This window comes from Streptomyces sp. NPDC029014 (assembly GCF_055564695.1).
Genome location: NZ_JBVHVT010000044.1, coordinates 1 through 11948, shown reverse-complemented (window position 1 = coordinate 11948; position 11948 = coordinate 1). Strand labels below are relative to the sequence as shown.

Annotated in this window: 21 protein-coding genes; 4 read left to right on the top strand and 17 right to left on the bottom strand. The window is 69.9% G+C overall.

The window, feature by feature from the left end:
- Window positions 1-22 precede the first annotated feature (22 nt).
- From ACZ4VL_RS23665 to ACZ4VL_RS23585, 17 genes are all read right to left on the bottom strand, one after another.
- Window positions 23-733 (bottom strand): helix-turn-helix domain-containing protein, encoded by a 711-nt coding sequence (locus ACZ4VL_RS23665; protein ID WP_468203287.1) that lies wholly within the window; start codon window positions 731-733, stop codon window positions 23-25.
- Entirely contained in the window at window positions 730-1017 is a 288-nt protein-coding gene (locus tag ACZ4VL_RS23660) for a hypothetical protein (protein ID WP_468203283.1), read from the bottom strand. The genes ACZ4VL_RS23665 and ACZ4VL_RS23660 overlap by 4 nt, the downstream gene beginning before the upstream one ends.
- Complete coding sequence (locus ACZ4VL_RS23655) at window positions 1014-1361, bottom strand: hypothetical protein (protein ID WP_468203280.1); 348 nt, start codon at window positions 1359-1361, stop codon at window positions 1014-1016. Before ACZ4VL_RS23655 ends, ACZ4VL_RS23660 begins: the two co-directional genes overlap by 4 nt.
- On the bottom strand, window positions 1358-1678 hold the full coding sequence (locus ACZ4VL_RS23650) for a hypothetical protein (protein ID WP_468203277.1): 321 nt from the start codon (window positions 1676-1678) through the stop codon (window positions 1358-1360). The genes ACZ4VL_RS23655 and ACZ4VL_RS23650 overlap by 4 nt, the downstream gene beginning before the upstream one ends.
- A gap of 76 nt (window positions 1679-1754) precedes the next feature.
- A complete protein-coding gene (locus ACZ4VL_RS23645; protein ID WP_468203274.1) occupies window positions 1755-2006 on the bottom strand; it encodes a hypothetical protein in 252 nt (83 codons plus the stop codon).
- Window positions 2003-2809 (bottom strand): hypothetical protein, encoded by an 807-nt coding sequence (locus tag ACZ4VL_RS23640; protein ID WP_468203270.1) that lies wholly within the window; start codon window positions 2807-2809, stop codon window positions 2003-2005. Before ACZ4VL_RS23640 ends, ACZ4VL_RS23645 begins: the two co-directional genes overlap by 4 nt.
- A complete protein-coding gene (locus ACZ4VL_RS23635; RefSeq protein ID WP_468203267.1) occupies window positions 2806-3678 on the bottom strand; it encodes a PD-(D/E)XK nuclease-like domain-containing protein in 873 nt (290 codons plus the stop codon). Before ACZ4VL_RS23635 ends, ACZ4VL_RS23640 begins: the two co-directional genes overlap by 4 nt.
- Window positions 3678-3917, bottom strand: coding sequence for a hypothetical protein (locus ACZ4VL_RS23630; protein WP_468203264.1), 240 nt, complete (start codon window positions 3915-3917; stop codon window positions 3678-3680). The genes ACZ4VL_RS23635 and ACZ4VL_RS23630 overlap by 1 nt, the downstream gene beginning before the upstream one ends.
- A 147-nt stretch (window positions 3918-4064) precedes the next feature.
- Complete coding sequence (locus ACZ4VL_RS23625; protein WP_468203262.1) at window positions 4065-4187, bottom strand: hypothetical protein; 123 nt, start codon at window positions 4185-4187, stop codon at window positions 4065-4067.
- Complete coding sequence (locus tag ACZ4VL_RS23620; RefSeq protein WP_468203258.1) at window positions 4184-4636, bottom strand: hypothetical protein; 453 nt, start codon at window positions 4634-4636, stop codon at window positions 4184-4186. The genes ACZ4VL_RS23625 and ACZ4VL_RS23620 overlap by 4 nt, the downstream gene beginning before the upstream one ends.
- Window positions 4633-4884 carry a hypothetical protein gene (locus tag ACZ4VL_RS23615; RefSeq protein WP_468203255.1) on the bottom strand — a complete coding sequence of 84 codons (252 nt, stop codon included), beginning with the start codon at window positions 4882-4884 and terminating at the stop codon, window positions 4633-4635. Before ACZ4VL_RS23615 ends, ACZ4VL_RS23620 begins: the two co-directional genes overlap by 4 nt.
- Window positions 4885-5178: 294 nt before the next feature.
- A complete protein-coding gene (locus ACZ4VL_RS23610) occupies window positions 5179-5391 on the bottom strand; it encodes a hypothetical protein (protein ID WP_468203252.1) in 213 nt (70 codons plus the stop codon).
- Window positions 5388-5759: a hypothetical protein gene (locus ACZ4VL_RS23605; RefSeq protein WP_468203250.1), complete on the bottom strand. Its 372-nt coding sequence runs from the start codon at window positions 5757-5759 to the stop codon at window positions 5388-5390. Before ACZ4VL_RS23605 ends, ACZ4VL_RS23610 begins: the two co-directional genes overlap by 4 nt.
- Window positions 5752-5898: a hypothetical protein gene (locus ACZ4VL_RS23600; RefSeq protein WP_468203247.1), complete on the bottom strand. Its 147-nt coding sequence runs from the start codon at window positions 5896-5898 to the stop codon at window positions 5752-5754. Before ACZ4VL_RS23600 ends, ACZ4VL_RS23605 begins: the two co-directional genes overlap by 8 nt.
- A complete protein-coding gene (locus ACZ4VL_RS23595; protein ID WP_468203245.1) occupies window positions 5895-6167 on the bottom strand; it encodes a hypothetical protein in 273 nt (90 codons plus the stop codon). The genes ACZ4VL_RS23600 and ACZ4VL_RS23595 overlap by 4 nt, the downstream gene beginning before the upstream one ends.
- Before the next feature lie 100 nt (window positions 6168-6267).
- The gene (locus ACZ4VL_RS23590; protein ID WP_468203242.1) at window positions 6268-6552 is read right to left on the bottom strand and encodes a hypothetical protein; all 285 of its coding nucleotides are present in this window, start codon (window positions 6550-6552) and stop codon (window positions 6268-6270) included.
- 1 nt (window position 6553) lies between these two features.
- Window positions 6554-6796 carry a helix-turn-helix domain-containing protein gene (locus ACZ4VL_RS23585; RefSeq protein WP_468203239.1) on the bottom strand — a complete coding sequence of 81 codons (243 nt, stop codon included), beginning with the start codon at window positions 6794-6796 and terminating at the stop codon, window positions 6554-6556.
- 189 nt (window positions 6797-6985) lie between these two features.
- Between ACZ4VL_RS23585 and ACZ4VL_RS23580 the strand changes: the two genes are divergently transcribed.
- The 4 genes from ACZ4VL_RS23580 (at window position 6986) to cimA (ending at window position 11787) form a co-directional block, all read left to right on the top strand.
- The gene (locus ACZ4VL_RS23580; protein WP_468203236.1) at window positions 6986-7414 is read left to right on the top strand and encodes a helix-turn-helix domain-containing protein; all 429 of its coding nucleotides are present in this window, start codon (window positions 6986-6988) and stop codon (window positions 7412-7414) included.
- Window positions 7415-7872: 458 nt separating this feature from the next.
- A complete protein-coding gene (locus tag ACZ4VL_RS23575; protein ID WP_468203234.1) occupies window positions 7873-9114 on the top strand; it encodes a tyrosine-type recombinase/integrase in 1242 nt (413 codons plus the stop codon).
- Window positions 9115-9268: 154 nt separating this feature from the next.
- Window positions 9269-9877, top strand: coding sequence for a TetR/AcrR family transcriptional regulator (locus ACZ4VL_RS23570; protein ID WP_468203231.1), 609 nt, complete (start codon window positions 9269-9271; stop codon window positions 9875-9877).
- Between the two features lie 281 nt (window positions 9878-10158).
- The gene (gene cimA, locus ACZ4VL_RS23565) at window positions 10159-11787 is read left to right on the top strand and encodes a citramalate synthase (protein WP_468203228.1); all 1629 of its coding nucleotides are present in this window, start codon (window positions 10159-10161) and stop codon (window positions 11785-11787) included.
- Window positions 11788-11948 lie beyond the last annotated feature (161 nt).

Below are 11948 nucleotides of genomic sequence, written 5' to 3'. Positions count from 1 at the left end.
TCTGGCTGGCTGGTGCGGGTGGCTAGGCGGCGGTGCGGAGTTCGCGGAGCTTCGTCGTCACGTAGTCGGGGCTCATGCCGAGGCGGGCGGCGATCTCGTGCTCGGGGATGCCGAAGGACGCGAGGTGCGCGATCTCCTGCCGCCGGTAGGCAGCCAGCTCGCGTCGGTCCATTTCGGCCGGCTGCTCCGCGCTGGCCGACGGGTCGTCGATCGTGTCGTCGTCCCAGGCGGCCGGGGGCGCCCAACCGTGGCGGGCGGCCCAGGCCCTGGTCTGGGCAGCGGCGAGGGGGGTGACGCCGGCGGCTTCGGGGCGGACGTTCCACAGCCTGTTGTAGGTCTGTGCGATGCGCTGGGCGGTTGCCCCGTAGACGCCGTCGCGGTGGAGCAGGAAGTGCATGTACTGCGGGTGCATGCCGGCCTGGCGTCCGATGGTCAGCAGGGGCCATCCGTTGGAGCACAGGGCCTGGATTCGGCGCCGCGTTCCGGTGGAGTCGACGCGGCCGGGTACGACGTCCTCGGCGTTGACTGCGAGCAGCGCTTCCGCGTTGGCCTGTCGGATGGCGCCTCGGCGCTTCTTGTTCTGGCGGTAGATCGTCCTGCTGATGGTTGCGCTGGAGATCCCGCTGTGGCGGGCGATTCGGTCGATGGAGATCCCGGCTGCCATGAGGGTGCGAATGTGCTGGCCTACGGGCTCGGAGGGCACCATGGGTCCCTTGGCGGGGTTGCTGTTCACTGCGGGTCCTCCTTGCTGCGCGGGTGGGGGATGTCGTGCGGGGTGGCGTGCCAGATGCCGAGGCAGGTCTCGAGGTCGGCTGCTGCCTGGAGTCGGTCACGGGCGGTCTTGGCGGCGGCGATGTCGCGGAGGACGTCGGCCCTGGTGCGGGCGGCCTCCTGGGCGGTGCGCTGGAAGCGGCGGTCGGTACGGGGCTTGTGCCATCGGTCCCAGCCGTGGGTGGCGATCACGAGGACGCCGACCGCGACGGCGATGCACGCCCAGACGGTCTCGGAGGCGTTCATGCCGCCTGCTCCCGTCGTGCGGCCGCGGTGCCCTTCCAGGTGCGAACCCCGGAGTGGTGGGCGGTGGGCCGCGGGGAGCAGGCCCAGCCGGCGGTGCGGATGTAGCCGTCGTCCTTGAGGAGGGTCATGAACCGGCCCCAGTGGTGGGCGGGGTCCGGCGGGTCGGGGAGGTTGCGTTCCTGGACGACCTCGTAGGTGGTGAAGGTCCGCCCGGTGGCGGCGACGGCTATGAAGGCGGGTCGGACTTCCTCGACCCAGGTCTCGTAGTCCTCGGCCCGGCGGCGGGCGGCGGGGACGGTGGGGGTGGGGATGGTTCCGTCGAGGTGGGGCTGGATGGAGGTCATGACGCGGACTCCTCACTGACGGCGGCGATGCCCTCGCAGATGGCGCGGTCGGCGGCAACCTGGGTGTCGTGGTCCCTGCTGCGGGCGGCGACCGCGTTCAGGAAGCTGCCGATGGACTGCTCCTCCGGCGTGGCCGGGGTACGGTCCTCGAGCCGCTTCTCCGTGTCCCAGCAGCGGGTACAGAGGAGGGGCTGCTTGTCGCGGTCGCACCAGCGGCAGGCGACGGGGAGGAGGTGGCAGTTGTGGTCGGGTTCGTAGAGGAAGAGGGGCCGCTGCTGCTTGCAGTGGTCGCAGCGGGATTCGAGCGGCTGGTCCATGGCGGTGTCCTCTCGCGTGCTGTACTGCTGGGGTGGGGTCGGCCGCATGGCCCGCGGCCGACCCCCAGATGCGGGGCTAAAACGGCGGCTCGTCGCTCGGCGTGTCGAGAGCAATCCGGAGCAGGTTGTGGCCGATCTCGGCGCGGAGGTCGATTCCTTCGCGCTTTAGCTCGGCAGCCAGCTCCCGGGCCCAGGTGCGGACTTCGGTGGACGGGCTGTTCACCAGGGCGTGCGCGATGTGGAGGGCCACGACGCTGGTAGTTGCCTCGTAGGCGGTGACGCCGGGCCCCCAGGGGCCAGTCCAGTCAGCCGGCCGATGGGCGGTCATGATGCGCCCCCAGTGAGCTCGTCGGGCGTGACCGGCTTCGGCGGGAACTCCTCGTCGCGGGTGATCTCGCCGCGCTGAATGGACTGGAAGATGACCTGCAGCTGGCCGAGGTCGTGGTCGGTCCACTTGGCCGTGACACGGCCGAGCTTGGCCTCGATCTGTTCGGCTGTGATGCCGATGCCTTCGAACGCGGTGATCGCTTCGGCTGCTCGTTGAGCGCGGGGTTTGTCACCGCCGGCGCCGCTGATCGTGCTGTTGCAGATCGTCTTGGCCTGCTCGATGAACCAGACGGGCAGCACCGTGAAAATCATCTCGCGGAGTCGGCGGGCACCGTTGTTGGCGTTGTTTTCGTACACGTCCCTGAAGTCCGCCAGGTTTTGGGCCTGGTTGTTGGCCCAGCGGGCGTGAGGGACGATGAACGTCGTCGATGCGCGTTCGTTGGACTCCATGTCCCACGCCCATGCCTGCATCTCCGACTGCCGGTACTCGTCGTCGCGACGGAGCTCGGCGACACCGAACTGGATGTTGCCCCAGCAGCGGGCGAGTTCCTTGGCGAGCTGGATGGTCTCCCCGGACACGGTCGAGCTGCCGCGGGGGAACCGGTAGAACGCCCGCTGTGCGAGCTCCTTCTGCGAGCAGGCGGTGCGCATCTTGGCGATGGCCTGGGCCTCGTTGCGGGGGAACTGGCGGGCCACGAGGACAGCGGCCTGGACCTCGGCGACGGCCCGGGACTGCTCGACCGCAGTGCCCTGGCCCACGCGCTCCGGCATGGGGGCTGACTGCAGGTTGGCGGGGTAGTTCACGAGTACTCCTCGTCGTGGCGGATCTGCTCCCAGGGCGGGAGGGAGACGATGGCGACGCCGTCGTGGTGGCCGGGCCAGACGCCCGACTCGGTGCACTCGGCGTACCGTTCGATGGCCCGGCGGTTCTTCTGCCGGCCGCGGCGGACGTCATCGCGGGGCAACTGCAGGACGGTGACCAGGTACGGAGGGGTCTTCTCCTGGAAGACGAAGACCATCTCGGTGTCCTCGTCGCCGAGGTCGAGGGCGATGGCGCCGTCGATGTACCAGGCGGCTTGTTGGTGGTAGCCGTAGGCGGCGACCGTGCGGGCTATCGCGCCGAGGCTGGCGTCGGTGGTGGTCTTGTAGTCGGTGAGGATGAGCCGGCTGCCCTCGCGGCGGTGCTTGGTCCAGTCGAGGAGGGCGCGGCGGGTGATGCCGGACGGGCCGTCGGTCCAGAACAGGGCCTGCTCGGCGACGCCCTCGCCGGGGGCGAAGAGCGGTCCGGCGATGGGGTGCTGGCGGATGGCTGCGGCCATCGCCTTGACCTGCTCGAACTCCTTGGTGAGGAGCGGAGTCTCGCCGTCGAAGCGGGCGGCGTCACGCTCGGCCTGGGCGGCCTTGGTCTTGTAGTCGAGGTGCTTGATCTCGCGGATGTCGGCGCCTTCACCGAGGACGAGGCGGTGGGCGGCATGGCCGAGGTCGAAGACTCGCTTCGGGGGCTGGCCGTGGTCGCGCTCGTACCGGTAGACGGCGGGGCTGCGGTCGAGGAGCTTGCGGGCGCCGGAGGAGGAGAGGCTCCCGCCGGGGACCGGGTCGGCGTGGTACTCCTCGGCGGTCATCCGGTAGACGCCCGGCTCCGTGACGACGCGCGCCTCGGTCGTGACGGCCATCAGAACGGGCACCTCTCGGTGATCGGCGCCCGGCGGATCAGCGGGATGCGGATGCCGCCCCACGGGTTCCAGCAGTCGCAGATCTCGATGCTGGGGACCACAGCGGTTTCGACGCCCTGGCTCTCGGGGTCGGTACGACCGACGCCGTGGCAGTCCTTGCAGTTGGGCTTGGGCTCGCGCTGGAGGTAGAGGGCGTTCTGGTACACCTCGACCCTCAGTCGTCCGATGTGGATGGCCATGTCGTCTCCTGTTTCAGGGATGGGTCGGCCCAGCCCCTGGCGGGGGGAGGTGGGGGCTGGGCCGTGGCCGGAGCGGGTGCTCGACGGCCGGTCGGGTGGTTTGGGCGCCGGGCAGGCGGTCCGTGGGATGCGCCGGCCCGGCGGGTATCAGGCGGCCTGACGGCCGGGGAGCGGCGCCAGCCAGAGCGGCCAGACGCGGATCGGTCGGGCGGGCGGGGTGGCGGTGGCCTGCCGGCTGCCTTCCCCGCGGGGTATGCCGGGGAGGCTCACGCGGCCACCTCCGGCAGTTGCACATCCACGACCCGTCGCGGCGCCGGAAGCTCCACGGCCGGCGTGCACTGCGGTGACTTCCCGCTGAGGCAGATCCGCTCGATGAGCTGCATCTGCTCCGACGCCTTCCGGTCCCACTGGACCCGACGCTCCTCGCGGAGCCGGTCCATGTCGGTGCCGACGTACTCGAACGGGGAGCCGTGGTAGCCGGGCCACCGGTTCCCTGTCTCGTAGTCGAAGAGCATGTTCCGGTAGTCCATCCAGTGCTGCCGGTGGGTGGGGCAGATACCGGCAGGCGGTCGAACGCTGAACCGCATGTCCGGCGGGAACGGCCGGTTCTGGGCCAGGTGGCGGAAGGTGCGCCAGGTGGCTCCCTCCCACCGGTGCCAGGCCGCGTGGATCTCGGGCGGCACGTCTATGCCGAGGTAGATGGCGGGGATGTCGCTCACTGCGGTACCCCCGGCTGGTCGTCGTCCAGGGTCGGCTCGGCGGCGATCAGGTAGGCGATCTGCTCGTCCCGCTTGGCGAGCATCTCGGTCAGCCTGCGGTTCTCCTCCAGCAGCCGTCCCCGCTCGTCGTCGCAGGCGTTCCAGAGGCGGGAGACGATGCCGTCAGCCACGCGGTCGGCGACGACACTGAGCTCGGCCTCGACCTCGTCCTCAAGGGTCCGCCTGAAGCGGTCCAGCTCCGTGGTCACGTGGTCCTCCAGGTGCGTCGCCCCCACAGCAGGAGGCCGGTGAATGCGGCGCCCGCGAGGGCATCCAGGACGGCGGCACGGCGGAGGGTCATGCGGCCACCTGCTTCCCGGCCAGCCGCCGGACGGCCCGCAGGCTCACCTCGGTACGCCGTACCTGGCACGCCACACACGGGCAGCCCCCGCGGTGCTTCCGAGCCGCCGCCGACCGCATGCCGGCCAGCGCCCAGATCAGGTCCGACTCCTCCGCCGGCGACAGGCCCGCAGTCGTGGCCCAAGCCGAATCCCAGATCGTGTTCACGCCGCACGCTCCAGATCCGCGGACTCCCGCCGGTCGGCGTGCGCCAGCAGGATCGCCGCCATCGCCCGCAGAGCTTCCGGGGACGAGCTGTCCGTGTGGAGGGTCACCGGGCCGAGCCGGATCCACGAGTGGACGCCGAACTCCTCGGACTTGATCTCGGCCGGGGTGTCGGTGAGGTGCACGCTCAGCGTGCCGACCGTCGTGCTCACGACGCGCCTCCAGCGGGCAGGTACGGGTACGGGGTGCCGCCGATCAGGCAGCTGCTGTCGGCGTCCAGGTCCAGGAACTGGTGCCGCTGCTCCAGGAGCTGGCCAGCCGTTTCGGCGGAGACCACATCGACGTGGCTGAGAGCGATGTAGCTGCCGTAGCCCCTGAGGAAGACGACGGCCTTTCCGCTGCTGGAGAGGAACGCCGCGCCACGGGTCTGGGTGATCAGCGACCGGTGGCCGCGAGCCCCCGGGTAGGCGACGACCCACGAGCCGACAGGGTTGGTCAGGTTCCAGTTGTCCAGCTGCGAGACCGGAGGCAGGGCGGCCACGGCCGGGGAACCGGTGTCGATCGGGAGGGTGTCAGCCACGGGACTCACCCGCCGTGGGCGCCGGCCCGTCGATGCAGCCGGTGCACGCGTCGGCCTCGCACTCGTCGTGGTGCAGGATCACCCACAGGGCGTGGTCTTCCAGAGCAACCAGCAGCTCGGAGGAGGGGGTGGCGCTCATCGGGCCACCTCCGTCCAGGTGTGCAGGTCCGTGCCGGCCGGGCCGGACACGAGGACGTCACCGTCCAGGAGCCACTGCTCGGCCTGCTCGCGGGACTCCGAGACGCTGTCGGCCACGTCCAGCCACGACGGGCCGTCCCAGTCGGTGAAGGGCGTGCGGACCGCGTAGGCGATCGGGACGTCCGGGGCGGGCTGCGGCTTCAGAGCCACCAGCAGAGCCGCGAACAGCAAGTCGGCGTCCGGCGGGTTGGGTGCGATGATGTGGGACATCGGGATCTCGCTCTCTCCGCATGTAGGTGCGGGTGAGGGATGGGATTGCGGTAGGCCCGTCGCCGGAGGTCAGAGCCCGGCGGCGCGGCCGTAGAGCCGGCTAAGCAGCAGAGGTTGCCGGCTTGCGGCGCGGTCGGCGGTAGGTGCCGGGGACGCGGCAGAAGTCCTCGAGGATGGCGACCAGGTCCGCCTCGGTGAACATCAGACGCCGACCCACGCGGTAGTGGGGGAAGCCCTTGTGGTTCACGCCGTCGCGAAGCCAGCGCTGGCCGGCCATGCTCTGTTCCTTGCGCTCTTCGCCCTTGAGGTGCAGCAGGAGGTTGGCGGCCTCTTCCACGGTGTAGAGCTGCTGGAACTTCTGCGTGTCGATCCTGCGGGTGGTCATGTCACCTTCTTTGGTCGGGGGCCTCGTCGAGGAGGCTCGTGTCGTCTGGCGTAAGGCCGAGGGCCGTGCGGAGCCGGACGTAAGGCGCCGGTCGCATGTGTTTGCGGTAGCCGTTTTCGAGGTGGTTCAGGTAGCGCTGGCTTATGCCGGCCGCCTGTGCCACTTCGCTCGTGCCGCGCCCCGCTTGCATGCGGACCGTGCGGATTACTGCCCCGTTCACCTGGTAGGTGGGGGGTCTTTCCATGCCTCAAAACTAGCGGGATCTAGCGGCATCTGTCTAGCGGAAGTTAGCGGAATGTCGCGGAACTTGGTACCGGTTGGTAACCGGACGTGTGGGCGCACGAGCGGAGCGTTGGGGCAGGGGACCGGCGCGTTCTAGCCGCTTTACCCCCCGGTCCTGGCTGGTCCTAGCGGGTCCTGCCACTATGTGCCTATGGACCGCGACCTTGAGCGCCTCGCGACGGCCGTTCGCAAGCGCCGAACAGAGCTCCGGCTCGGCATCGAGCCGGCCGCGAAGCTTGCAGGCATCAGCAAGGACACCTGGAAGCGGGTCGAGCCACGAGACGGGACACCCGCCCAGAAGGTCCGCGACACCACCTACGGCGCGATGGACCGCGCCCTCCGGTGGGCGCCAGGCGGTTGCGAGGCTGTGCTCGCCGGTGGTGACGCAATCCCCACGGAGCCCCTCGACGTAGGAGGGGGTGCCAAGGTGTCCCAGATCCCGAAGCGCGAGCTTGAGCGGGTCGTGGGGGACGCCGTGCAGAGCGCGGCTCTCGCCACCAAGGGGGACCTGACTGGGGCGGAGATCCTTGAGCTGAACCGACGCGTCATGGAGGAGCTCCGCGAGCGCGGGGTTCTTTAAAACTCATCCCTTCGGCGTACAACCTTCTGGGACGTTGAAAATGTGACAGTCAATCTGGTCCACAGAGGTTCGAACCGGCCCCACGCGTGGCACAGTCAAGGCATCACCTTGGGGGATTCCCAGTCCCGGAAGGGGGGAATCGGTGTGCGCAGACACCTGCTACTCATGGATCACGGGCCGCAGTTCGCAGGCTGGTCCGGATCGGCCAATGGGAAGATGGTCTGCGTGGCGCCTCCCGAGATCACGCAGGACGCCGCAGCCCGGCAGTCCATGCGCGAGACCGTGAGGCGCAGCGGAGGAGACTGCGAGGGATGCCGCGGCTGCCTGTTGGGGCAGGACGGCACCTGACCAGTAGGGTGCGGAAAACCCGGTGGTAGGGGTACCAGCCGGGGGACCCGCAATGCTGTTCCTAGGGGATCCTCATGCCGTGGACTGAATGGCGAGGCAACAGCCTCCGCGTGAAGTGGGACACGGGGAAGATCCACCCCGAGACCGGTCGCAAGGTGTACGACTACAAGTCGAGCACCGAGTGGACCGAGGAAGAGGCCTACAATTACGGCCTCGACCGCGAGTCAGACGTCCGCAACGGGCGGAGCGTGGCCCGTGCCGACGGTCGGATCCTCCTACGCGAGTGGTCCGATCAGTGGCTCAAGTCAGCCGACCTGGACCCGTCTTCCGTGCACTCCTACCGGAAGCGGCTTCGCGCGCAGATCCTCCCCGAGTGGGGGGAAGTGCCCGTCAACAAGATCACGACCATCGGGTATCAGAAGTGGATGCGCCGACTGGAGCGTGAGCTCTCCGCCAACTACGTGCGCGATCTCAGGACGCTGTTCGGCATGCTCATGGATGATGCCGTGGCTCATCGCCCCCCGCTGATCTCCGAGTCGCCCATCCCGAAGACGAACAAGCGGCGCGGGCGGTACGTGCGCCCCGTGCGGGAAGAGAAGGAATCAGTTCCCACGGAGGACCTGCACCAGCTCGCCGACAACGCGCGGCACGTCTGGGGGCTCACGGGCTACGTCTTCATGCTGACCAAGGCCTACACGGGAATGAGGCTTGGGGAGATGTATGGGCTCCGGCGCGAGTTCGTCGGGCCGGCCTGGCCCGAGTGTGACCCGGACCGCAAGCGCCGAGAGAAGGCCCTCTACAGGTACTGCGGAAAGAAGCCCATGCCGGTGATCCGCGTTCAGTGGCAGCACAAGTACCGCAAGGACCCGCTCCGGCCCGAGGAGGAAGGGGTGCCGATTCTGGCGCTCCCGAAGTACGGCAGCGAGAGGACTGTGGTGATTCCACCCTTTCTCGCAGCACTTCACCAGCAGCTCCTCGAGTCGCATGATTCGGAGTGGCTGTTTCCCGCGATGAGCGGCGGTCCGTTGCTCACCACAGACTTCAACACCTACTACTGGAAGCCCATCCGCGACGGCGCCAATGCCAGGACAGGGCGCTACAAGCGGCCCAAGCTGCCGGCTGTGCCGTCCTTCAAGGAGAGGCGCATCCATCTTGTGCGGCACGCGCACTCGCCCATGCTGGAGGAAGACGGCGTGGCCGCCATCGCGATCGAGGAGAGGCTAGGCCACGTCGTTCAGGGCGTCAGGGGCGTGTACGCCGACGTGTCGCCGGCGATGGAGCGGCACATCGTCAAGGTTCTGCAGGCGCGCTGGGAGAAGACGGAGGAGCGGCGAGCCAAGGCCAGCCGCTAACTCCCATTCGCCTCCCATCAAGGGCACAATGAGGCCAGGCCGTGCAGGCCACAGAGGTGCGGGGGAGTGTTCCAGCGGTATCCACTGCATCACCCAGCAGCAGCCGAAGGTCTGACCGGAGGCGGACCGACGGCACGACGACGAGGAGCAGCCCATGGCGACGGGTGGAGCACGCGCGGCACGGAAGAACGCACCGCCGCGCGAGGCCGTCCTCGCCGCCGCCATGGCCACCATCGCCGCGCGCGGCCTGGAGGGCCTCACCATGGCGGGCCTGGGCCGCGAGGTCGGCATGAGCAGCGGCCACCTCCTCTACTACTTCGGCAGCAAGGACGAGCTGTTGCTGCAGACCCTGGAGTGGAGCGAGGCCGCGCTCGGCGCCGAGCGGCGGGCCCTGCTCGCCCGCCGCGGACCGGCGGGCGAGCGCCTGCGCGCGTACGTGGACCTGTACGTCCCCAAGGAGGCGCGGGACCCGCACTGGACGCTCTGGCTGGAGGTCTGGAACCGCTCGCAGAACGCCGGCCCCGGCGAACGCGACCGGCAGGCCGCCATCGAGGGCGCCTGGCACCGCGACCTGGTGGCGCTGCTCGCCGAGGGCATCTCGCGCGGCGAGTTCCGGGCGGTGGACCCCGACCGCTTCGGGGCCCGGCTGCGGGCCCTGCTGGACGGCTTCAGCATCCAGGTCGCCGTCGGGCTGCCCGGGATCGGGCGGGAGGACATCCTGACCCACGTCTCGGAGTTCCTGGACCAGTCTCTCGTATCGTGAGACGCCCCCGTCGTCCGGCGGCGCCGTGTGACACACTGCGAACGTGCTTGCTCAGCTTGTGATTATCGGCAGCAGCGCGCCGGTCCGCAGTGGCCGCTGAACCGTGGAAAACCTTCGCGGCGGCGGCCACCGTGCCCCAGACCCGCGCGCAGACCTCTCGCACCCGCGAGGGGTCTTTTCGTTTACCGGCGCCCATCCTGCCGGGACGGCGATGCGCGCGATGATGGGGGCAGTGGATCCCGGGCATCCGGAACCACTCATCCGACAGGAGTCAGACCAGCATGACGACGACAGAGGCGACGGCGCCGGACGCGGCCCGGGGACCCGACGACGACTTCCACGTCTTCGACACGACCCTGCGCGACGGCGCCCAGCGTGAGGGCATCAACCTCACTGTCGCGGACAAGCTGACGATCGCCCGGCACCTGGACGAGTTCGGAGTGGGCTTCATCGAGGGCGGCTGGCCGGGCGCCAACCCCCGTGACACCGAGTTCTTCGCCCGCGCCCGCGCCGAGATCGACTTCAAGAACGCCAAGCTCGTCGCCTTCGGCGCGACCCGCCGGGCGGGCGGCTCGGCCGCCGCCGACCCGCAGGTGCGGGCCCTGCTGGAGTCCGGCGCCCCGGTGATCACCCTGGTCGCCAAGTCCCACGACCGCCACGTCGAGCTCGCCCTGCGCACCACCCTCGACGAGAACCTGGAGATGGTCCGCGACACCGTCTCCCACCTGGTCGCCCAAGGGCGGCGGGTCTTCGTCGACTGCGAGCACTTCTTCGACGGCTACCGGGCCAACCCCGAGTACGCCAAGTCCGTCGTCCGCACCGCGCACGAGGCCGGCGCCGACGTGGTCATCCTCTGCGACACCAACGGCGGCATGCTGCCCGCGCAGATCAGCGCCACCGTCTCCACCGTGCTCGCCGACACCGGGGCCCGCCTCGGCATCCACGCCCAGGACGACACCGGCTGCGCCGTGGCCAACACCCTCGCCGCCGTCGACGCGGGCGCCACGCACGTGCAGTGCACCGCGAACGGCTACGGCGAGCGCGTCGGCAACGCCAACCTCTTCCCGGTCGTCGCCGCGCTGGAGATCAAGTACGGCCGCCGGGTGCTGCCCGCGGGGGCGCTCGCCGAGATGACCCGCATCTCGCACGCCATCGCCGAGGTCGTGAACCTGACCCCGTCCACCCACCAGCCCTACGTCGGCGTCTCCGCCTTCGCGCACAAGGCGGGCCTGCACGCCTCGGCCATCAAGGTCGACCCGGACCTGTACCAGCACATCGACCCCGAACTCGTCGGCAACACCATGCGGATGCTGGTCTCCGACATGGCCGGCCGCGCCTCGATCGAGCTCAAGGGCCGGGAGCTCGGCGTCGACCTCGGCGGGGACCGCGCCCTGATCGCCCGGGTCGTCGAGCGGGTCAAGGAGCGGGAGCTCTCGGGCTACACGTACGAGGCCGCGGACGCCTCCTTCGAGCTGCTGCTGCGCGCCGAGGCCGAGGGCCGCGCCCGCAAGTACTTCCGCACCGAGTCCTGGCGGGCGATCGTCGAGGACCGGCCCGACGGCACCCACGCCAACGAGGCCACGGTCAAGCTGTGGGCCAAGGGCGAGCGGATCGTCGCCACGGCGGAGGGGAACGGCCCGGTCAACGCACTGGACCGGGCCCTTCGGGTGGCCCTCGAACGCTTCTACCCGCAGCTGGCCAAGTTCGAGCTGACCGACTACAAGGTCCGCATCCTGGAGGGCACCCACGGCACGGAGTCCACGACCCGCGTCCTGATCTCCACCACGGACGGCACCCGCGAGTGGTCGACCGTCGGGGTCGCCCCGAACGTGATCGCGGCCTCCTGGCAGGCCCTGGAGGACGCCATCACGTACGGCCTCCTGCACGCAGGAGTCGAACCGGCCGAGTGACGCGCGACGCGCAGCAGGCACGGCCGCCCCGGGGGGGGGGGGGGGGGGGGGGGGGGGGGGGGGGGGGTGTTTTTGGGGGGGGGGGGGAGGGGGGGGGGGGGGGGGGGGGGGTGGGGTCGGTGTGGCATGTTTTTTGGCGATTTTGTCACAAAACCCCACAC